20 protein-coding genes and 1 pseudogene are annotated in these 21,325 nt (G+C 49.8%); 10 read left to right on the top strand and 11 right to left on the bottom strand.

What is annotated here, in order from left to right:
- Positions 1–796: 796 nt before the first annotated feature.
- Positions 797–1,423: a hypothetical protein gene (locus BM252_RS30635; protein ID WP_139236794.1), complete on the bottom strand. Its 627-nt coding sequence runs from the start codon at positions 1,421–1,423 to the stop codon at positions 797–799.
- Between the two features lie 759 nt (positions 1,424–2,182).
- Here BM252_RS30635 and BM252_RS30630 point away from each other — a divergent pair.
- Positions 2,183–2,878, top strand: a complete 696-nt coding sequence (locus BM252_RS30630; protein ID WP_139236793.1) for a hypothetical protein — start codon at positions 2,183–2,185, stop codon at positions 2,876–2,878.
- A gap of 95 nt (positions 2,879–2,973) precedes the next feature.
- On the opposite strand, the gene BM252_RS30625 is transcribed toward BM252_RS30630, so the two are convergent.
- Positions 2,974–3,294, bottom strand: a complete 321-nt coding sequence (locus BM252_RS30625; RefSeq protein WP_139236792.1) for a hypothetical protein — start codon at positions 3,292–3,294, stop codon at positions 2,974–2,976.
- 125 nt (positions 3,295–3,419) lie between these two features.
- Here BM252_RS30625 and BM252_RS30620 point away from each other — a divergent pair, with 125 nt between their 5' ends.
- A complete protein-coding gene (locus tag BM252_RS30620) occupies positions 3,420–4,247 on the top strand; it encodes a hypothetical protein (RefSeq protein ID WP_139236791.1) in 828 nt (275 codons plus the stop codon).
- A gap of 15 nt (positions 4,248–4,262) precedes the next feature.
- Complete coding sequence (locus BM252_RS30615) at positions 4,263–4,448, top strand: hypothetical protein (protein WP_139236790.1); 186 nt, start codon at positions 4,263–4,265, stop codon at positions 4,446–4,448.
- Between the two features lie 59 nt (positions 4,449–4,507).
- On the opposite strand, the gene BM252_RS27950 is transcribed toward BM252_RS30615, so the two are convergent.
- Together BM252_RS27950 and BM252_RS27945 are read right to left on the bottom strand one after the other, a co-directional pair.
- Complete coding sequence (locus BM252_RS27950; protein ID WP_093390968.1) at positions 4,508–7,918, bottom strand: AAA family ATPase; 3,411 nt, start codon at positions 7,916–7,918, stop codon at positions 4,508–4,510.
- Positions 7,919–7,920: 2 nt separating this feature from the next.
- Entirely contained in the window at positions 7,921–8,256 is a 336-nt protein-coding gene (locus BM252_RS27945; protein ID WP_093390967.1) for a hypothetical protein, read from the bottom strand.
- 337 nt (positions 8,257–8,593) lie between these two features.
- Here BM252_RS27945 and BM252_RS30610 point away from each other — a divergent pair, with 337 nt between their 5' ends.
- The 3 genes from BM252_RS30610 to BM252_RS27940 all read left to right on the top strand — a co-directional run bounded on the left by BM252_RS30610 (position 8,594) and on the right by BM252_RS27940 (position 10,373).
- Positions 8,594–9,184, top strand: a complete 591-nt coding sequence (locus BM252_RS30610; protein ID WP_139236789.1) for a hypothetical protein — start codon at positions 8,594–8,596, stop codon at positions 9,182–9,184.
- A gap of 29 nt (positions 9,185–9,213) precedes the next feature.
- Positions 9,214–9,522, top strand: a complete 309-nt coding sequence (locus BM252_RS30605) for a hypothetical protein (RefSeq protein WP_139236788.1) — start codon at positions 9,214–9,216, stop codon at positions 9,520–9,522.
- An 80-nt stretch (positions 9,523–9,602) separates the two neighbouring features.
- Entirely contained in the window at positions 9,603–10,373 is a 771-nt protein-coding gene (locus tag BM252_RS27940) for an abortive infection system antitoxin AbiGi family protein (RefSeq protein ID WP_093390965.1), read from the top strand.
- 42 nt (positions 10,374–10,415) lie between these two features.
- Here the strand turns inward: BM252_RS27940 and BM252_RS27935 are convergent, their stop codons facing one another.
- From BM252_RS27935 to BM252_RS27915, 5 genes and pseudogenes are all read right to left on the bottom strand, one after another.
- Complete coding sequence (locus BM252_RS27935; protein WP_174900710.1) at positions 10,416–11,558, bottom strand: HNH endonuclease; 1,143 nt, start codon at positions 11,556–11,558, stop codon at positions 10,416–10,418.
- 1 nt (position 11,559) lies between these two features.
- The gene (locus BM252_RS27930) at positions 11,560–12,873 is read right to left on the bottom strand and encodes a replication-associated recombination protein A (protein WP_093390962.1); all 1,314 of its coding nucleotides are present in this window, start codon (positions 12,871–12,873) and stop codon (positions 11,560–11,562) included.
- A 40-nt stretch (positions 12,874–12,913) separates the two neighbouring features.
- A pseudogene (locus tag BM252_RS27925) lies at positions 12,914–13,321 on the bottom strand (AAA family ATPase); the annotation flags it as partial.
- Between the two features lie 89 nt (positions 13,322–13,410).
- Entirely contained in the window at positions 13,411–14,046 is a 636-nt protein-coding gene (lolA, locus tag BM252_RS27920; RefSeq protein WP_093390960.1) for an outer membrane lipoprotein chaperone LolA, read from the bottom strand.
- A 10-nt stretch (positions 14,047–14,056) separates the two neighbouring features.
- Positions 14,057–16,420 (bottom strand): DNA translocase FtsK, encoded by a 2,364-nt coding sequence (locus tag BM252_RS27915; RefSeq protein WP_093390958.1) that lies wholly within the window; start codon positions 16,418–16,420, stop codon positions 14,057–14,059.
- A 305-nt stretch (positions 16,421–16,725) separates the two neighbouring features.
- Here BM252_RS27915 and trxB point away from each other — a divergent pair, with 305 nt between their 5' ends.
- The 3 genes from trxB (at position 16,726) to BM252_RS27900 (ending at position 19,183) form a co-directional block, all read left to right on the top strand.
- Entirely contained in the window at positions 16,726–17,679 is a 954-nt protein-coding gene (gene trxB / locus BM252_RS27910) for a thioredoxin-disulfide reductase (protein WP_093390957.1), read from the top strand.
- Positions 17,680–17,691: 12 nt separating this feature from the next.
- Entirely contained in the window at positions 17,692–18,360 is a 669-nt protein-coding gene (locus tag BM252_RS27905; protein ID WP_093390956.1) for a Smr/MutS family protein, read from the top strand.
- A gap of 205 nt (positions 18,361–18,565) precedes the next feature.
- Entirely contained in the window at positions 18,566–19,183 is a 618-nt protein-coding gene (locus BM252_RS27900) for a trimeric intracellular cation channel family protein (RefSeq protein WP_093390994.1), read from the top strand.
- Between the two features lie 309 nt (positions 19,184–19,492).
- Here the strand turns inward: BM252_RS27900 and BM252_RS27895 are convergent, their stop codons facing one another.
- Both BM252_RS27895 and BM252_RS27890 read right to left on the bottom strand, forming a co-directional pair.
- Positions 19,493–19,816, bottom strand: coding sequence for a hypothetical protein (locus BM252_RS27895; RefSeq protein WP_093390954.1), 324 nt, complete (start codon positions 19,814–19,816; stop codon positions 19,493–19,495).
- A 616-nt stretch (positions 19,817–20,432) separates the two neighbouring features.
- The gene (locus tag BM252_RS27890; protein ID WP_093390953.1) at positions 20,433–20,912 is read right to left on the bottom strand and encodes a hypothetical protein; all 480 of its coding nucleotides are present in this window, start codon (positions 20,910–20,912) and stop codon (positions 20,433–20,435) included.
- A 216-nt stretch (positions 20,913–21,128) separates the two neighbouring features.
- Here BM252_RS27890 and BM252_RS27885 point away from each other — a divergent pair.
- On the top strand, positions 21,129–21,325 hold a 197-nt coding region (locus tag BM252_RS27885), incomplete at its 3' end, for an IS4/Tn5 family transposase DNA-binding protein (protein ID WP_174900709.1).

The following is a 21,325-nucleotide window of genomic DNA, read 5'->3' as shown; positions in this document are numbered from 1 at the left end:
AAATGGGGGATTCTTCATTTGCGACAAAAAATCTTAAATTTAAAAACACGCTTTTTTTCCGCCGCGTCATTTAGGATTAACTCTGTTAATCTTCCCCTACGGGTATGTTTCTCTATCATTGATCTTAGATCACTATGCAATAAATTAGTTCACTACTCTATAAATTATTTAGAAATGGCTATAGGGGACTTATTCTTGTCTTTGTCGTTCCCGTGCTATCACACGGTTCCGACAAAGTCTTTCCCTAACCCAATCTAAAAAAATTGAGTCCTGACTTTGTCGACTAGTTACGCATTGTAGCGATCACATAGCACCGAGTGAAGATAAAGTAACTTTCTTCTACTTCGCAGTTCGTATCGTTTACTGATACAGTTGGAGGGTCTGCTGATTGTCTTCCCTCTGGCTTTCCAACTATCCTCGTTCTAGCCAGTTTCCCATTACAATTTGTTCTGGGTTGCAAACTTTCCCATCGACTTGATTTACCAGTTGCAGTCACATTTCTTTTACTGGGCTATCTGCTTACAAGTGTCTATTGATAGGCTACTGCTGATTTTATCGAACCGGGGAGATTTATTAGATGACAGGAACAAGTCCCGAGAACAACCGTCATCTATCTCGACGTGTAAATAAATTTTATTATTGCCATTAATTATTAAATTAATTCCAAGTTGTCAAGCCAAAAAACAAAAAAGCCAGAATTTCTTCTGGCAATTTGTTTTTTATTTACACGTCGGTTCAATTTGGACTTGTTCCGATGAACTACCAATATACGAAACTAAAATAATTTGTCAACTATTTAAAGCGTCAAATAAGGAAGTCCTTGGCAAACCACGCTCAAAGGAATGATACTTTTAGGAATTGACTTATACAACTTGGGAGACTTGAATAGCCGTTTCTGCAATCGCTGTGCAATGTTGGGATTCTCAACCAGGACAGCTATAGGCTCAGGTGGGAGCTTAAAATCTCCCTTGCAACGCCACTCACGTTCGTGAACCCAATTGACACTCTTCCCATCTACGCCGTCCAGTCGAACTACACGCCATTTCTCTGACTCTGGGATTTGTAGGTCTTTCATTTCCTGATTAGAAAGATAGAGGACGGGTCGACATCCGTGCTCATACGCATACTTTTTTGTAATCACAACTCCATATGGCTCATATCTTGGATCGTCCACTGTGCAATTTTTATCATTGATAATATACTTTAAAGATGTAAGCGGAATGTCCATAAAACAAGCTGCCTCATTAGGTCCTTTGATGAATCCGCGCTTGTCACTCCCCCACACACTACCCTCTTTAAGAATATTAATTAGGTTATCGTAAGCTGTGAACTCATCTTTCGCCCTGGTGTTTTTAGTCAAATGAACGAGATATGGGCTGAGGTCAGGTCGTTCGTAGAATGGAAAGTTGTTTAGTTCGCTCAATTTAAATTCCTAAGTGTGATTTCCTACAAATCTACATCACTAGCAATAATCAAAGATGGTTAGAGTGATAGTTAGCCGTGGAAGTGACACTGTTCTGGTCAATCCACTTCCGAACGTCGCCAACACGATATCTAACTAACTTAGGATTCTTTATATACTTCGGTCCCTTCCCAGTCAATCGCCACTTCTGAATTGAGCTGGGGGACTCGTCAAGCCATTGCGCCAATACATCCTCACTAATTAGCTTATCCTTGTCCCAGGTGCTGTATGCCGTCTTGGGATCGAATTGCTGTTGTCTAGCGATCTCGGACAATGCTAAGAAGATACCATGGATGTCACTAACTAGCACAGATGATTCTGGTGATCTATGGGCTAGAACTGCGGCTAAATCAACATGAGACACTACATCACTCCTTATGTAAAAATGGCAACCATCTGGTTGCCGTGTCAATTATAGTGCCAGGAACAAAAAAGCCAGAATCTCTTCTGGCAATTTATTTATTTAAGAAAGCCGGTTCGATTTTGTTTGTCCCGCTACCTACAAATATACGAAATAAAACCAATATGTCAATTAATTGACTTTTAAAACGCGGGAGAAAACATTATTGTCTGCTGTTGTATTTGCAACACACCCCACAGTCCACCCCTTCTTCGCATTTGCGTTCCATCTTCAATTTCATATAATTATTTCCTCTTCAATTCTAAAATTTGACAAATCCATTTCTCCCATTAAAATTATTAGGCAAATGGAGATTGAGGATGAGAAAATTTTATGTCAAATTAGGTATACTTTTGTCTATTATCGCAATTAATAATTGCTACGCGCAAAACAATTACAATGGCGACTCAGTTATGATGGCACCAAATTGGAACCCAGCAAAACCGATGATTTCGACAAACGGATCATTTACTAAAACTCAATACGCATACGAGTATTATAAAGAGAATCAGCTAACGTCATGCCCCGTTGGATATACGGGTGATATGGGAACACAATACATATCTGCGCAAAGACTTATTACTAAAATCCTCAATGGATCAACGCCAGTTCAGACAATTATAGGTCCTTGGGAAACATTGGATAATGATTGCTTTAAAAGGGAAACTAGAACTGTTGATTGTCCAGCTGGCTATTCAGGATCTATAACTCAAACTCGCCCAGTTTCATCGAATGGTGATAGTTTGGAGTGGACTGAAACTGCTAGCACATGTGTCTACAATCCGCCACCGCCATCGCCACCTGCATGTGTTCCGGTATACATTTTGGAATGGGGAAGTGATGTTTGTACTTCAAGTAAGGGACCAACAATCTATCAGGCATGGCACAGGACACTATTTATAGACACAGGAGTTCCGATAAATGATTGGTTCTGGAGTTATGGACAAGAACCTCTTCCAGCAGGCTATAGCTGCTCTGCGCCACAACCAACTGGAAATTATAGCGTAGGCTGTTAAATTTATTAATCACAGAAAAAACACACTCATATTTATGGGAAAATGGCAACCAAGTGGTTGCCATTTCTTATAGCACCAATGCTGCCAGAATGAGACTAAATCCCAATTGCTTCCATTAGTGACTCTTCCTGACTGATCCTAATTCCATGGGAAGTTCTGCCCCAAAAGTAAACTTCTTCCTCAAAATCGACAATGCAATACCCTGCCTTCTTCAAGCGAGATGCCATGTTGCTTGACACAATCCACCAGCTACAGATTTCCATTCCGTAGTCGTCGGAATCATCTTTATATTGCCAGTAGGCAGGAGCCTCGATTCCATTGGTTTCGGCAAGATGTTTAACAAGCCAATTTACACAACCGAACAAATGGACATTCAGATAGTGTTCGCGCTGTTCTTTTTTATTAATGTTTTTCATTTCATTTTCTCCTAGAAGTTGATGAAATGAGTGTAGTAATTGCGACGATAAATAGATCGACAGCAAGTCGACAGCAAGCACGCCTGATTGCTGTATCATTGCTGTGTTGACTTATGGGAATTTTTATGAGTGAGAACACCAAGAAAAGCATCTTCATGGCTTATGAGGAGCTACCGCCGCCGCCGAAGCAAAAGCGCCGCCAGGTGGTTGAACTGAGTGGCATTGATGCACTGCGCACGCTACTATGGGTGCGGACCGTGTTGCGCCTGGCCGATGCAAAACCATCGAACCTGCTAAGCAAGCTCGTGTTCCAGGTAGAACGTGCGGAGTTCGCGCTGTATGCCTCAGCCCAAAGAACACCATCAAGCACGACCTTGTGGGCAGTAGAGGAAGCGTATCCGGTCAAGGACAAGGCAGCACGACCATTGGCAGGGACAAGAACTATTTATGAAATTGGACCGTCAGCCATGCCCCTCTGGTCTGTTCTGGCTGGCAACCAAGGAGCATGTGAAACTCTGATCGATGATTACTTGGCGCGCACACTGGGGACGATGAAGGCTGTCAGCTTCGATAAGAAAGTCGATGCCATCTATGCGGTTCTGTTTGAACCTCACGAAGCAGATGCTGTGAAGGAAATGCTGGCGGCTCAACCTACCCCACATAAGTTCAGGTATGCCCTGTTGTTGTATGCGGCAGTGATCGACAAGAATACAATTTATCATCCGCTATTAGACGATACTGATAAGAGTATTCATTCCAATCTTGAACTCGTTATAGTTCTCCTCGCTGCTTGGCAGTTGAGCTATCTGTTCAAGACTAGATATGAAGAAACTGACTACTTGATGGCAGCGGCAGTGCATATCTTGAAGGGAATGATTCCTGAGGTTAAGGATGAAATTGATATTTGGTTCAGGCAAGATCTTGAAATAAAAATGACGAAACGCTTTGGCTAACTATAGGACACTAAAATGGAAGATAAAAAATTGGCAGAGATAGACGCATTTAAGCAACTTATCGAACTGGGAAATGAAGAAATCAAGGAAGGAAAATTTTTAACTGAAGAAGAGTTTTTTGCACAAATTGATGCTGACGATATCGCAGAACAAGAAAAATCCAGCAATATGCTGGACAATTCAATCAACGCCATTGTTTGAGGAAAATAGCTAATCTATTATATGAAAAAAATATTGATTGTCAACTGATTTAAATAAAATCAAAGTGCCAACTCTAGTTTTTTCTTCTTCTTTATTTTTTTCTTTTCGACCGGTGCATTTATTGCAACTGGGAGATCCTTCTCTGCGACAGATTGTGTGGCTGTATTAGTTCGGATTGCATCTTGCTTTGGATGAGGAATAATTTCGACTTCCGACACAGGGGTTTTATCCCAAAGGCGTGCAGTTCCTGATAGCAAACTTTCTACTTTTCTATTGATCAACTCACGCAAACAAAGATCCGTTAAATCAGTTGTCGGCATTGAAGATAACAAATTTTTGTCTGTTGTGACGACTTCATCCCTTGTTTCACGAAGCCACTTATTAACCTCCTCAACCTTCCATCGTAATGCATCAATCAGACGCTTGCCAATTTCTTGATAACTTGGTGGTGGGTTGTTTAGATAGTGATGTTCAAGTTCAATCTGAGCTACTGTCTTTTGCAACTCTTCTGGACTATCAATTTTTCTTGTTGAACTCTCAATTTCAGCCTGTTTGTAAGCTGCAAGCCGTTCCTTCTTTTCCTCTAATTGCACAGAGTAGCTTGCCTTTGGCGGCGCAGCTTGGATAATTTCCCGAACATCCAATAAGCTAATTTTGTCCGATGCTCTGCAATAGGATTCTTTCACAGCGTCGTATTCTGATGCAACTGCAAAGAATTGATATTGCTGTGTATTTCTAGTTGCCGCAACGTTGAACAATTGCGCATTATTTAGCTGGGAGACTTCGCCAACATGGTAGGTCTTTGTCTTAGTAATACCCTGAGATTTATGCACCGTCATGGCATAACCTAGACTAATATTTGTTGTCTCAGGATTGACGGTTTTCATCGCGCCATTGTCGAACTTCACCAGCAATGAACCATCCTTGTAAATGTCCAGAATTGTGCCGAAGTCGCCATTCTTTACCTCCTTGGTATTTTTGAGAATGACAACCCGATCTTTGATGTGAAGATGCTCGCCGCCAACCTCCACTGACCTACCGAGTTCACCAGCACTTTGCCGCTGTGCCTGGATGGAAGTGTTGAGAAGGTCGACGGTCTTGTTTGTCGATGCCAACATGATCTTCTGATCATAAGGTTCGGGCTGCTTCGTGAACTGGGTCATAGCGGCGTCCAGCATGTCGCTGGAGGTATCAAATTGCTGCACCAAGCCGAAGGTTTCCAGCAGACCAAAAGCATCGCGGGTGTGGGTCGCTGCCTCTCGATCAGTCTGCCACGATTGGAGCTGTTCCTGGGCAGATCCACCACGCTGCGCCATGCTGCTTTGACCGGATACAGCTTGGGCAATTTTCAGTGCGTCAGCATCTTTCTGTCGGCTGATTTCGGACAGTATCGACGTGAAGGGTTTGTCGGCGTGCGCTCGTATAAACTCATTGAACGTGTTCCCTGCTGACACTGGATCTAACTGGTTGTTGTCCCCTATCAAAACCAGTTTTGCGCCTGAGTCAGCGACGACCTTCAAGAGCCTGTTGTAGTTCCTCGTCCCTATCATTCCAGCTTCATCTACAAACACAATGTCGTCTTCTTTTAATGCGGCTTTGCCGTTGTCGATATCAATGAGAAATTTATCGATGGTCGCCGCGTAGTCAGTTCCAGATTCATCAGCAATAGCACTTGCAACCTTGCCGGTCGGCGCAAGTCCATAGGTCATTCTTCGCATCGTTTTTGCCATCGCAACGGCGTGCTTCATCGCAAAGCTTTTCCCTGTGCCAGGTAGTCCAACAATCAATGATCCACCATGCTTGCTGAACACATTTTTCAGGTAGTCGGCTTGCTCAACTTTGAAGGAAATTTTTTCACGGCGTTCAATATGTTGTATGGCGTCGTCCATCTGATATTGCTTGTGTTCCTGCTTACTAATCTTTTCCAGGAGCTGCATATTTTCGTGTTCAAGTTCAGCCAATGATCGCAGAGTAAATGTCGGCTGATCGAAGGGGCTGCGCGTATTGTGAGCTTTGGTTGGCAATGCAAAGATATCTGCATTTTTCTTCAAGATGGAATCTGCAACCCACTGCGCTTCAACACCTAACCCACGATACTTGGCAATGTCTTTAATGAGATCATTGCGTGTAAATTTCGGACTTCTATTAGTTAAGTTTTCAAGTATCTGCTCGTCAGTGTAAGCGCGTCTAATTTCCTTGACTTCATCCAATGGCTTCAGCTTGATGTCTATCTCAGAAACCTTCTGAACAAGCTGCTCCTGCTTCTCATGTAAAGACACAATTTTCTTGGAATCGACAAGTTGGCGCTGCACTAACTTATCATACTTTCTTGACGACAAATGCGCAAAATCGTTTTGATATTTATCATTGATTTCTGCAACCCTATCCAAGTAGTCGTTCTTAGTGTATTTTCCATGCTCGAAGTCTGACTTTAACCTAGTTAGTAGGTTCTGATTTTTCTGATAGAGATTCTTCTTGTCGAGATCAACCTTGTCTTTTATCTTCTTGTCATGCGTATACTTTGAACGTATCTCCTTCGTCGTTTCATCATCGAAAGCCACACGAAAATCCTTTGTTTCGGAAACATTCTTTCCACTCGCATTGACTGCTTGAAAGTCGTTGTCGTATGCCTCGATGGGAATGTTTGGCAAGCGCTCTTGCATGAGCTTGAGAACAATTGCTTTGAACTGAAAATCAGCACGTTCGGCAGTCCCTTTCTTGAACAATTCACGCGGCTCAATGACCTTAAATTTTCCATTTGGAAGCCGTATTAGGTTTGAAATATTACTATGAATGTGGATATGAGGATCTTGCTCTCTGTTGTCTAGGTGCATGAAGTCATAGAAAAGCAACTCCCCCTTCTTTCCATCGTTAGTCACTAACATGGGCGCAATGATTTCTTCCAATACGGTATGCTTTGCTTGGAACAAAAGTTCTTGAAAAATCTTCTTCTCTGGCATAGATAGCGCATCGGAAAAGAACAGGTAAGAAAACGACTTGTCTAATGATAAAACTAGCTCCAAGGATGTGCGGCGGTTCGTAGCAACTTCTTCTTTTACCTGATCCTTCGTGAAGCGTATCTTCTCGCCATCGACCTCAACCCAACCCCTCTTGATATCCTTTTTCGTGACTTCAATAGTCTCTTTCAAACTCGGATGATCGAGAACGTGCGTAATCTTATTTTTGATACGTAGACTCTTAATTACGTCAGGATGATTACCAAGTTCAAGTTCAGATATTGCCTCCAATTTCTTCATGTCAGCAGGACCAGACAAACCAAATCTATCAGCTAATCCGCCTGATATCCTAGTAAGATTTTCCAATGAGAACTCGCCAGATTTTGCGTAGTAAGCCATCTTTGGATCTGCATTAATCTGATCGACATCATCAAGAACATCTTGGACTTGGCGCTGCAAGTATTTCTTGTAGTCGAAGCCATGCGCAACACTACGCCATTCCACATTTATCATGCTCAATCTTTTCCCTTAAATACCCACTTTCCTTTTTTGATTGCACTATCCATTGCATCTCTCAAAAATGCTTTTTCACGCTCGGCAAGCTGCAACTCTATCTCTGTCTTTTCAATAAGAATTCTAATAGCGTGGTTTAGCTTCTCCATCATTAATCTTTCCATCTCCATAAAGCCCATCAGCGCATTGTGACTCTTTATAATATCGATCTGAGCACCCCCTCTATTAGCTTCTTCAAACTCCATCAAATGCAAAATATACTGATTGGGAGATTGAAAGCGCCGCGCCTTCGATTTCTCTATGATTATTTCACTTACCTTCACACTTTTTGTCAACATAATTTTATTCCTCCTAATATAAGAGTAACGATCTTTAAAAATTTGTCAAATTTAGAGAAGTAGTCACCCACAAAAAACGGGATATTTACATAGGCTGCGCGTTTTTATTTGACTTGATAGGAGTCCTTCCTATCCGTGTGTGCTTCATTAATTTTTTTTCTTGTTTTTCCCTTTTAGTTGACCTTTTTTAATTATCTATGATTTGTGATATTCTGCTGTCCAAGATGTTGTCTAAGATTTTTTGTTTTCGATTTTGTCTAAGATTTTGGTTTTCCTTGATTTGACTTCTTTCCATATTTCGTTATAGTCAATTACATAACGATCAGATGAGGAAGACATGACAGAAAAATTAATCAAAGTAAGCGTCAAAAGAAAAACCAAGAAAAAGGAAATAAACTGGGTCGAATCATTGGTTAAAGCTGTGACTAAAAAAGAGCCAATGAAAGTGTTGAGTCATGTTGACAATTATCGCAACGAAATTATGGCGTTAAAAGAATTGGGGTTTAGCTGGGAAAGAACTGCGGAAGAAGCCAACATCATTCTGAGGCTTAGAGGTGCGGACAAACTTGAGGGAAAACAGTTGTCTAGGATTGCGGCAAAGTGGGTTCAATGTGCATGGATAGACAACAAGAAATTGAAAGAACTTAGTGACGCCGTTGCCAAAGCAGTAAATGAAATCGATACGGTGGCAGATGCAGGGAGAGATGTAGAAAAGGAAAGAGTTATTGGTAAGGATGTAGTTAAAGAATTGGTAAAGCCAAGTAGCTCGATTACTCAGTTCTCGACGCCAGCGACAATTCCAACAAGACCAGTCACAACGCCAACAACAAGCCAAACGTTGAGCCAAGCCTCTAGTCCATCGAACAGTTCAGCGACTAATACAACAGCCAAGATTGATCCCAAAGGATTAGGCGATGCAAAAATCTAAATTTAACTATAAAGGGAAGTAATTAAGATATGAAAAACGGAAGACATGAGGAAGGTGAAGAAATCTGTTGGTATCTAAATGGGAAGCTTCACCGTGAGGACGGTCCTGCTTTTGAAGTAGATGACGGCACTAAGTCTTGGTTCTTGAATGGCGTGCTTCATCGTGAAGACGGTCCTGCAATTGAAGAGCCTGACGGCACCATTCATTGGTATATGAATGGTGAAGAATTTACCGAAGAAGAATTTGGTCAATGGCTTGCAAAAAAGAAACTCAATGAAGATCTCCAATCCAACCTAAAACAAAAACTTACAGAGAAGGAAAATAATGCAAAAATATAACTCAACACTAAAAATTTTCTAGACGGGCTCGCAACTATCGATTACTATTGGAAGCATCATTACTAACATAAAAAAATACTATGCAAAGTCCATACCCTGACATTCTTTTCCATTTTACGAAGTTAGCCGGACTAAAGGCAATTCTCAATGATCAAGGATTCCGTCCTGGCTATTCGACTGAAACTATCAACAACAACGGAGCTGATCGAAAGTTTGCCGCCCCGATGGTTTCATTCTGTGATTTACGGTTATCAGAACTTCCAACTCACATGAGAAAATATGGAAAATTTGGAATTGGAATGACAAAAGAATGGGCATTGATTAATGGTCTTAATCCTGTCGCATACGTTAATAAAAATAGTGAATTTACAAACAATCTCCTTCACGGACTCCAAGGGATTCACTCTCTTCTTACAGCTGCCACTGGACTAACCGACTACGCTACTGCCAATCAGCTGAACAAAGACTACATGAATCTTATGAATGTTCAGCGCTACATAAAAAACTATGAGGGAATTTTAGAACGAAAAAACAAGAAAGCTAAACATTACAGGTTTGCTGACGAAAGAGAGTGGAGATACGTCCTTCCGCTCAATTCGGTTGCTGTTTGGCCTTTTGTTCCTGAATCTGACATTAATGATCCAACGAAGAAGCAAACTCACAAAGACCTTCTTGAACCATACAGGCTTACTTACAATGTGAGTGATGTAAAATACATCATTGTAGCGGCTGAAAGAAATGTCAAACCAATGAGGGAGCACATTGAAAGCTTAGTGAATCTTAGTGCGCCAGATAAGGAACATTTACTAGCACGAATTCTAACAGCAGCACAAATTGAAGCAGACATGTAGTTGAGGAGAAAGACTACTTCCCTATCTTCCTATTGAGCTTTGTCAGTGAAATTTATTTTTTAAATTGGCAATGATAAATGGCTTTATCTGCTCCATTAATATGTTAATAAATTCCTGATTTTTTTCTTGTGGTAAGTTCTGATCAGGCTCGACACCTAAAGTCTCAAAGGCGAGTTTTGCAGCATCTACCACGACCCGATTTCTTTCACGATCAAAATTCTTTTTCAATACTATGGGCAAAATATAATTTGCTGCCTCATTGTATTTATCCAAAGGCATTCCGTCGCCATCTAAGATCGCCTTTAAGATCTCGATATCGACATTGAAGTCGACCTCAATATCGGCTTCGATCCCGGTTGTTGGGTCAATCGAATAGGAATGATAGATATCGTCTCCATCATATTCATCACTTAACTCGACAAGAATTCGAGCCATGTTGAAGTATTCTACGTATCCCAATAGCTTTCTAAATTTCGGTAGTCCTCTTATAGCAACGCAGTGAAAAATCTCATCGACTGGTCTATTTTTAACCAAATCGACAGTGTAGCAAAATCCAAAGGGAGGCGTAACTTCACTATCTTTTAAATAGTCAATAGCTTTTTCACATTTGCGGTTGGAAATTCCGTATTCTGATGCTAATGCAAAAGCAGTTTTGACCATTGACCTTCCACCATCAGGTCCACCAAATTGAAGTTCCATGGCTAATGGACTTTCCAAATAGCTTTGCTCGACAATAAAATTGTCCATGGATTCATTGAAGTCAACTGTGGGATATTTTTTAACTACGCCTTTGACAATTTTTCGTGCTTCCTCTTTTGTTCTACTTTGAATCTTTATTTTAATTTTCCCATTTTCTTCTTGTTCTGAGTATGTGGGTTTTGCAGCGGTCATTGATCCATCATGACGTAACAGAAGATTTTCCCCTTCCACAGTCTTTACGGAAAGATTCGGAGAATTTCCATTTTCTCTTTTTACACCTGTTGCAAGTGAAAACCAAAGAAATTGTTCCGCAAGAACCGACTCCCATTTCTTCCCGCAATCGTTGTTGCAGGTATTACAGATAAAGCCTGTCGTCTTCTTTCGTCCACCGATAGAATTAGGAATGATATGTTCCCTAGTGAAATTCTCAGCAGTCAGGATTGCGGGACACAATGCACAGATTTTTTCAGGTTCACTTTTTTTCATATCATACCTTTTTAGCATCATCATCCAGCTTGCGCAAGAATGCCATCTTGTCGGCAATCTTACCCTCCAAACCACGCGGCACTGGCTCATACCAACCTGGTTCCCGCATGTCGTCTGGGAAGTAGGTTTCGCCAGCAGCATAGGCATGTGGCTCATCGTGAGCATACCTATACTCGTGACCGTAGCCTAGCTCCTTCATCAGCTTTGTGGGGGCATTTCGGAGGTGAACTGGAACCTCACGCGACTTGTCCTTCTTCACAAATGCCATAGCCTGATTGAAGGCGTTGTAACCAGCATTGCTCTTGGCGGCAATAGCCAGATAGATTACTGCCTGTCCAAGTGCTAGCTCCCCTTCTGGAGAACCCAACCTTTCAAACGTCGTGGCAGCATCATTGGCAATCTGCATGGCTCTTGGGTCAGCCAAACCGATGTCCTCCCATGCCATGCGGACAATGCGGCGGGACAAATATTTGGCATCTGCGCCGCCATCCAACATGCGGCACAGCCAGTAAAGTGCAGCATCGGGGTTCGACCCACGGACTGATTTATGCAAAGCAGAAATCTGGTCGTAAAAATTGTCGCCCCCTTTGTCAAACCTGCGTGCGTTTAACGTGAGCGCATTTTGGATGAACTCTGGGGTGATGTGATTGGTGCGTGCCGCTCCTGCTGCGGTGCTGGTCTGTTCCAACAAATTGAGAAGTCTGCGCGCATCCCCATCCGCATAGCCAACGAGGGTATCAATGGCGGCATCATCGAACTGTAAATGGGTTAGAACTTTTCCTTGGGCGGTGCTAACAAGCTCCTTGAGTTCGTCCTCTGTCAGTGACTTGAGGACATACACTTGAGCTCGTGATAGTAGCGCCGAATTGACCTCAAAAGATGGGTTCTCTGTGGTCGCCCCGATCAGTGTCACCAGTCCAGATTCGGCATACGGTAGCAGGGCATCTTGTTGGGACTTATTGAACCTGTGAATCTCGTCAACGAACAGAATGGTGTGCTTGCCCATGGCAAGGTTCTGCTCTGCCAGCTCCATTGCGGCGCGGATATCTTTAACACCGGAGAACACTGCTGATAGTGCGATGAACTCACACTTGAAGGCGTTGGCGGTCAGTCGTGCCAAGGTGGTTTTGCCTACACCTGGAGGACCCCACAGGATCATAGAGTGCGGCTTGCCCGACTCAAAAGCCAGTCGCAACGGCTTCCCTTCTCCGAGCAAATGACTCTGCCCAATGACCTCATCTAAGGTTGTCGGTCGCAGTGCTTCCGCCAGTGGTGGGGTTGGCTTGTTGCGCTCCATTCCGAACAGATCAGCCATGGATTACACCCCCATTAGAAAACGAAAACCGATGGTGTAGCCCAATTAACTGCACAATGAACTTCGTAAGTGATTGATTAAAAAAGAACTTGACTGCCTTGTTGAAGCGGTGGATCTCGTCGATGAACAGGATGGTGTGCTTGCCCATCGCCAAATTCTGCTCGGCCTGCTCCATCGCGGCGCGGATGTCCTTGACGCCGGAAAACACCGCCGACAGCGCGATGAAGGCGCAGTCGAAGGCGTTGGCGGTGAGCCGCGCCAGCGTGGTCTTGCCCACGCCCGGCGGCCCCCACAGGATCATCGAGTGCGGCCGGCCGGACTCGAAGGCCAGCCGCAGCGGCCGGCCCGGGCCGAGCAGCTGGCTCTGGCCGATCACCTCGTCGAGCGTCTTGGGCCGCAGCGCCTCGGCCAGGGGCTGCCGTGGTTCGTTGGAAAATAGGTCAGCCATGCGGATGGGTCGATTCGTTTGCTGTCGCCACAACGGGAAAAACGCCGCGCCACCGGGCAGCGGCGTTGTTCACCAGATCGGGCAAATGGTTAATTGTTGAAGACGTCGGCGCCCTTCGGCATGACGAATTTGAAGGCGTTGGCGCCGAGCGCCGGATTCTTTTCGAACTTCTTGAAGGCCAGCACGGACACCTGGCCGAAGCTGTCCTTCAGTTCCATCGCCTCGGGCAGGCCGTTTCGCAGGCCAATGGAGATCTGCTCGAAGCTGGTGTCCTTGGCCTTGGGCGTCGCCTTGAGCCATTCCAGGCCTTCCTTGGTGCCGCCCTCGGCCAGCGTGAAGTTCTTCTCCAGGTCGTTGCTGCCAAACAGGATCGCCGCCGGCGACGAGCCCAGCGCGTCGCCCAGCTTCTTCACGGTGACCTGGTTCAAGTCCTTGTCGTAGATGTAGAGCTGCTCGCCGTCGGCCTGCAGCAGCTGGTCGTACGGTTTCACGTACGTCCAGATGAACTTGCCGGGACGGGCGAAGACGAAGGTGCCGCTCGAGTTGCTGGCCGGCTTGGCGGTGCTGCCGCCGTCCATGTTCTTGATCTGCCGCTGGCTGAACTCGCCCTTGGCCGACTTGGTGCTGGCGACGAAGGACTTGAACTGCTCCAGCGCGCTGGCCTGGGCCGCACCGGCCAGCAGCAGGCCGCCGGCCAGGACGAAAATCGCTTTGAAACGTTGCATACTGTTTTCCTTATTGTTCTGCGCTTGCGCTGGCCGCCGGCACCAGGATATCGCGGTTGCCGTTCGACTGCATCGGCGACACCACGCCGCTGTTTTCCATCTGTTCCAACAAGCGGGCGGCGCGATTGTAGCCGATGCGCAAATGGCGCTGCACCAGCGAGATCGAGGCGCGGCGGTTCTTCAACACCACCTGCACCGCCTGGTCGTACATCGGGTCGGCCTCGCCGCCCGCCTCGCCGGCCTCGCCGCCGGCCGCGCCGCCCTCGCCTTCGAGCGTGCCGCCCTCGAGGATGCCGTCAATATAGTTCGGCTCGCCCGTGGTCTTCAAGTGCTTGACCACGCGGTGCACCTCCTCGTCCGAGACGAAGGCGCCGTGCACCCGCACCGGCAGGCCGGTGCCCGGCGGCATGTACAGCATGTCGCCCATGCCCAGCAGCGCCTCGGCGCCCATCTGGTCGAGAATGGTGCGCGAGTCGATCTTCGACGACACCTGGAAGGCGATGCGGGTCGGGATGTTGGCCTTGATCAGGCCGGTGATCACATCCACAGATGGGCGCTGCGTCGCCAGAATCAAGTGCAGGCCGGCGGCGCGCGCCTTCTGCGCGATACGGGCGATCAATTCCTCGACCTTTTTGCCGACCACCATCATCAGGTCGGCCAGCTCGTCGATGATGATGACGATGGTCGGCAGCTTGTCGAGCGGCTCGGGCGAGTCCGGCGTCAGGCTGAACGGATTCGGGATGTGCTCCTCGCGCTTGGCCGCCTCGGCGATCTTGGCGTTGTAGCCGGCCAGGTTGCGCACGCCCAACTTGGACATCAGCTTGTAGCGCCGCTCCATCTCGTTGACCGCCCAGTTCAGCGCATGGCCGGCCTGGCGCATGTCGGTGACGACCGGCGCCAGCAGGTGGGGAATGCCCTCGTAGACCGACATCTCCAGCATCTTCGGATCGATCAGGATCAGGCGCACGTCGGCCGGGTCGGACTTGTACAGCAGCGACAAGATGGTCGCGTTGATGCCGACCGACTTGCCCGAGCCGGTGGTGCCGGCCACCAGCAGGTGGGGCATCTTGGCCAAGTCGGCGACGACGGCCTTGCCGGCGATGTCCTTGCCCAGCGCCACCGTCAGCGGCGAGGCGTTGTCGTTGTAGACCTTGGAGCCGACGATCTCGCTCAGGCGTACGATCTGCCGCTTCGGATTGGGCAGCTCGAGCGCCATGCAGTTCTTGCCGGGAATGGTTTCGACCACGCGGATCGAGGTGAGCGACAGCGAGCGCGCCAAATCGCGCGCCAGGCCGACGATCTGGCTGCCCTTGACGCCGGTGGCCGGCTCGATCTCGTAGCGCGTCACCACCGGGCCGGGATAGGCCGCCACCACCTTGGCCTCGACGCCGAAGTCGGACAGTTTCTTCTCGATCAGGCGGCTGGTGAACTCCAGCGTCTCGATCGACACTGTCTCCTGCACGGCGGCCGGCTCGTCCAACAGCGACAACGGCGGCAGCTGGCTGTCGCCGCTCAGGTCCTGGAACAGGCTGGCCTGCTTCTCCTTCTCGACCCGCTCGGACTTGACCACGGCGACGATCTGCGGCTCGATCTTGACCGGCGCCGCCACCACATGCTTCTCGACGTGCTTGGCGCGCTCGATGACCACCACCTCCTCGCGCTTGACGGCGGCCACCTCGCCCTGGCGGCGGTCCTCGCGGTACTGGTAGCGCTGGATGAACCAATCGATCGCCGTCTCGATGCCACCGCCAATACGCTCGGCCACAGCCAGCCAGGACACCTGGAAGAACAGGCTGAAGCCCAGGCCGAACAGCAGCAACAGCAGCAAGGTGGCGCCGGTGAAGCCGAAGGCGACGTCGGCCGAGTGGCCGACCAGCTGGCCCAGCACGCCACCAGGCGCGCGCGGCAGTTGCACCTTGAGCGAATACATGCGCAGGAACTCCAGCCCGACGCTGCCGATGAACAGCAGCACGAAGCCGACGATGCGAATCAGGTTCTCGTGCTGGTGCTCTTCTTCCTCTTCCTGCGCCAGGAGGAATTTGCGGGTCAGGCGGCGGTAGCCGTTCCAGACAATGCGCAGCAGGCACAAGCACCACCACCAGGCGGAAAAGCCGAAGATGAACAGCAACAAATCGGACAGCCAGGCGCCGGCGCGGCCGCCCAGATTGTGTACCTTGGGCACCACATTTGCGTGCGACCAGCCCGGGTCGCCCTTTGAATAGCTGAGCAAAATCAGCACGAAATACAGACCGAGCGCGGCCAGCGCGAACCAGCGCGCTTCCGACAGCAGGCGCACCAGCCGGTTGGGCAAGGGTTGTCGCTCTGTCACGTTGCGGGTATAGCTGTTGGCTGCTGCGGGGCTGGGTTTCGTCATACGCTCTGGAATTGTGCTGCTTGGATCATGTACAAATGGGTGAAAATAGGCGCGCCACTGCGGCTCGGCTCAGCTTCAACTACGCTTCAACTCCGCTTCAACCGCAATGTTGTCGGGTAAGAAATACCCACATACGGTTATTCTAAGGCATAGCGGGCAAAACAGCCCTCTTGATTCAACCGCCTAGCCGGCTTGGACTATAATCCTGCATTGCTTGCACGATTGCAATGCGCGGCACACCGCCTTGTACTCTGCGCCCAAGCCCCCAACTCTGGACCACTCCACTTTTTCTGAAGAAGCCCTCCATGACGACTACCAAACACGCCCGCGTTCTGATCCTTGGCTCCGGCCCCGCCGGCTACAGCGCCGCCGTCTACGCCGCGCGCGCCAACCTCAAACCGATGCTGGTGACCGGCGTCGAACAGGGCGGCCAACTGATGACCACCACCGACGTGGAAAACTGGCCGGCCGATCCGATGGGCGTGCAAGGTCCCGAGCTGATGCAGCGCTTCCTGCAACACGCCGAGCGTTTCAACACCGACATCGTGTTCGACCACATCCACACCGCCAAACTGAACGAAAAGCCGATCCGCCTGATCGGCGACAGCCATGAATACACCTGCGACACGCTGATCATCTCGACCGGCGCCTCGGCCCAGTACCTCGGCCTGCCGTCCGAGCAAGCCTTCATGGGCAAGGGCGTGTCGGCCTGCGCCACCTGCGACGGCTTCTTCTACCGCAACCAGGAAGTGGCTGTCGTCGGCGGCGGCAACACCGCCGTCGAAGAGGCGCTGTACCTGTCGAACATCGCCAACAAGGTCACCCTGATCCACCGCCGCGACAAGTTCCGCGCCGAGGCCATCCTGATCGACCGCCTCAACGCCAAGGTCGCCGAAGGCAAGATCGTGCTGAAGTACAACCACACCCTGGACGAAGTGGTCGGCAACGACAGCGGCGTCACCGGCGTCAAGATCAAGTCGACCACCGACGGCGCCGTCACCGAGCTGACCGTGCACGGCCTGTTCGTGGCCATCGGCCACAAGCCCAACACCGGCATCTTCGAAGGCCAGCTGGACATGCACAACGGCTACATCAAGACCCGCACCGGCACCGAGGGCATGGCCACCGCCACCAACGTGCCCGGCGTGTTCGCCGCCGGCGACGTGCAGGACCACATCTACCGCCAGGCCATCACCAGCGCCGGCACCGGCTGCATGGCCGCGCTGGACGCCCAGCGCTTCCTCGAAGCGCAGGAATAAGCGGACCGCGCGATGGGATTGAAAGACTTCGCCGACCTGAAGTCCTTGGCCAAGCAGCTCAAGGAACAGGCCGACGTGCGCGCCGTGGCCAAGGCCGAGCGCGAAAAGCGCGAGAAGGTGCAGGCGGTCGAGGCCAACCTGTTCCAGTCCAGCGTGGGCGGCGTCAAGCGCATGCCGGAGCAGAACCGCTTCGTGCCGAGCCTGCCCAAGGCCGGCGCCGCGCCGGCCGCGCCCACCCGGCCGCGCACCCAGGAAGAGGACGACCAGGCGGTGCTGCGCGAGTCGCTGTCCGACCTGTTCGAGGTCGACCACTACATGGAGGAGGACCCGGCGCTGAACTACGCGGCGCCCGGCGTCGGCCCCGATGTGGTGCGCAAGATGCGCAAGGGCCACTGGCCGATCCAGGACGACCTGGACCTGCACGGCCTGCGCCGCGACGAGGCGCGCGACGGCCTCGGCGAGTTCCTGCGCCGCGCCGCGCTGCGCAACTACCGCTGCGTGCGCGTAATCCACGGCAAGGGCTTCGGCTCGAAGAGCCAGGAGCCGGTGCTCAAGTCGATGGTGCACAGCTGGCTGGTGCAAAAAGAGGAAGTGGTGGCCTTCTGCGTCGCCCGTCCGTCCGACGGCGGCGAAGGCGCCCTGGTGGTGCTGCTGCGCGCCGCCCTGCTGCCGCAACGCTAGCCGCCTACCCCAAGGCGTGGCGGGGGTCAGACCCCGTACGGCGCCAAGGCGGGGAGTCTGACCCCAACTGGTGACGCCAGCCCGCCACTCAGCTTGGTTGGCGGGGTAAGCACTTCCAACCCAGCAACAAAACCACCCCCGCTGGCAGCTGCCTCATGTTAACCTATGGCATTAACAACCTTGCCAAGTCCCAAACATGAAGCACATGCCGCACGTCTCCCTGATCACCATCATTGAAATCGTGGCGATCCTGGTGGGCGCGTTCTCCGGCTTCATCGAGGCGCGCCGCAAGCGCATGGACCTGGTCGGCGTGTTCACCGTGGCCTTCATCACCGCCTTCGGCGGCGGCACCCTGCGCGACATCCTGCTCGACAAGCGCCCGCTGTTCTGGGTCCAGCACCAGGAATACGCGATTTTGATCTTCGTGCTGGCCCTGATCGCCTCGCCCTTGATCCGCACCCTGCGCCAAATCGTCTCCGAACGCCTGATCGTCGTCGCCGACGCCATCGGCCTGGGCCTGTTCGCCGTGGCCGGCGTGTCGCAGGCGCAGGCGGCGCACATGCCGGTGTTCATCGCCTCGATGATGGGGGTGATCACCGGCATCTTCGGCGGCGTGCTGCGCGACATCGTCTGCAACGAGGTGCCGATGGTCTTCCGCGACGGCAAGCCCTACGCCATCTGCGCCTTCTTCGGCTGCTGGCTCTACATCCTGCTGATGAAGACCGACGTGCCGGACGACTTCGCGCTGTGGGCCAGCGCCACCTTCATCACCCTGCTACGCCTGCTCACCTGGAAGTTCGACATGCGCATCGGCCGCTCCTGAGCCCGACGGTTCAGTGAGTATTCGCATCTAAGCCGCCATCCATTCTCGTAAAACGCAAGCACTGCAAAATTATAGAGCGCAATCAAGCACGCGATATCAGCACGAGCGGCGGAGCCATCACAGCAAGTTGAGAATATGTTTTTCGAACTTCCGCTTCGCCATTGCTGACATTGGTACATCTTTATTGGCAGCCACGTAGCGTAAATTGGAACGACTACGCCAGTTCAGTTGCACCGGGTGGTCAAGTGCCGAGTAGGTGCGTTCACACAGATTGACCAGGTCAACCCTACTGACTAGACCGAAGTTCTTTTAGGTTTTATCCGTATTAGTACCGAAAACTCTTAATTGCTGAACCTCAAGTCGAATTGCTTCAGTAAGTTCAGAAACTTCGGAGGAATGAAGGCGGTATTCGGCAGTTACCTGCTCTTGGCTCTTGTTGGCAAGAAAAAATAGCTTACCCGCGACCTCTACGAGCAGACCCACCAATTTAGAGCTTCGATTGAGGCTGTTGGCTTGCACCCAGCGGTCAAGTGCTCCACTAGACATTCCGTAGAGTTCCTCGCGCCAATGCGCGCTGTTCACAGCGAGAAGCACTTCTCGCTGAGCGGCAATGCGATTGTTGAATTCAGTCATCCTCTTACCTCTGCGAGTAGTTGACGTATCCAGGTTTGGATGGAAGGAACCGCCCTGAGTACAAGCATAACCTCTTCGTCCGACAGCGCAAGGCCAATCCCCCGCGTTGACAACACTCGCGCGCGCGTGAGGACGCCAAATGCTTCTGCGTCCACGCTCAGAGGCACATCAATCAACAAGGGTGATCTCCTTGAAAAAACGGGATGGCCACGCCAGATAGAATAGCAGGTGGCAAAGTTTCTAATACCTAGGAACATGCAAGACAGATTGAAAGTGGCGTTCACTCGGGTTTTCGATAGTTGATTAAACGAATCAGAAAAAAGGTTAGCGAACTTTTCGCAGTCCTCCGCTCCAGCTGTGTAGGCTACGGGAGCTCCCAGCGACGCGATGAAGTCTATACCATCTGACGAAAACAATAGCCTAGATTCCAAATGGAGGTGCCAAGCAAACGGATTTCCTTCTGCCCATAGGCTGCGCAATCGATCATGCTGATATACCGAAAATTTTTCAGTGTCGATGTCAGAATTGGGCCCTGTGATGCAGGCAAGGAGGTCGACATCTGATGACTTATCAACTTCACCCCGGCAAATCGAGCCAAACGCGTAAAAGTGTATATTCATCGGCGACCAAAGCGCTTGACCAGGAGCGCGGTGAGCAACGATAACGCAATTAGCCTTGCAGCAACGATCGCCGACGCGGCTGCGATAGTGTGGGATGGACGAGAAAGTGTCCCGAGGAATATTGCCGGAGCGGCCTTCAGACTCTCCCAGTAGTCTAGGATCGTGGCCGCGCCGCTGGAAGCATTTGCATCGTAGGCAGCAATGATCATCATCACAATAATGATCGTCCGCAGCAGCTTAGAAATACTCTCGCCATTCCCCCAGATAAAATGAAGCACCCAAAACTCAACCCAAGCCAGAAACTGGCGAACGCGCAGAAGGCCAGGGTACTTCTTACGGTGAAACTCAATTTCAGATTGCCAAGACTCAAGTAAATGACGTGACGTAGCATCAAGTTCTTGTGTAATTGCCTCATTGACCGCTTTTGCATCCCCAACCTGTTGGAAGTTCATACGCAACGAGCGCGCGAAACGCATCTTGAGGTTATGCTCCTTGGGACTCCAAGAAGTCAAAATATCGGAGTCGATTTGACAACGTTCGAAGGCATAGGTTTATACACATCTCCAGTCCGCCAAGAATGCCCGACAGACAACACCGGTGCCGGGAAAAACCGTTAACATTCAAGCACTTGCGAATTGTGTTGTAAACCCTTGAAATTTCAGGTTTACTCTTGTCTTTTGCCTCAAGCAATTATGACTGAATCGACGCACTGGACGGACGTGGAATTTGCTGAACTTTACCTTGGGGATGCCCGCCTCGACAGGCGCGCAAGGAAGATCATGGAGCGCTTTTCGGATAGGCCGGCGGCCAGCATCCCCAAGTCGTGCAACGGCTGGGGCGAAACCATCGCCACGTACCGGTTTCTCGAAAACGAGGCCGTCGAGTGGCG

Source organism: Rugamonas rubra, from assembly GCF_900114705.1.
GTDB lineage: Bacteria > Pseudomonadota > Gammaproteobacteria > Burkholderiales > Burkholderiaceae_D > Rugamonas > Rugamonas rubra.
The sequence above is the reverse complement of the archived record's forward strand: the minus strand, read 5'-3'. Positions and strand labels throughout refer to the sequence as shown.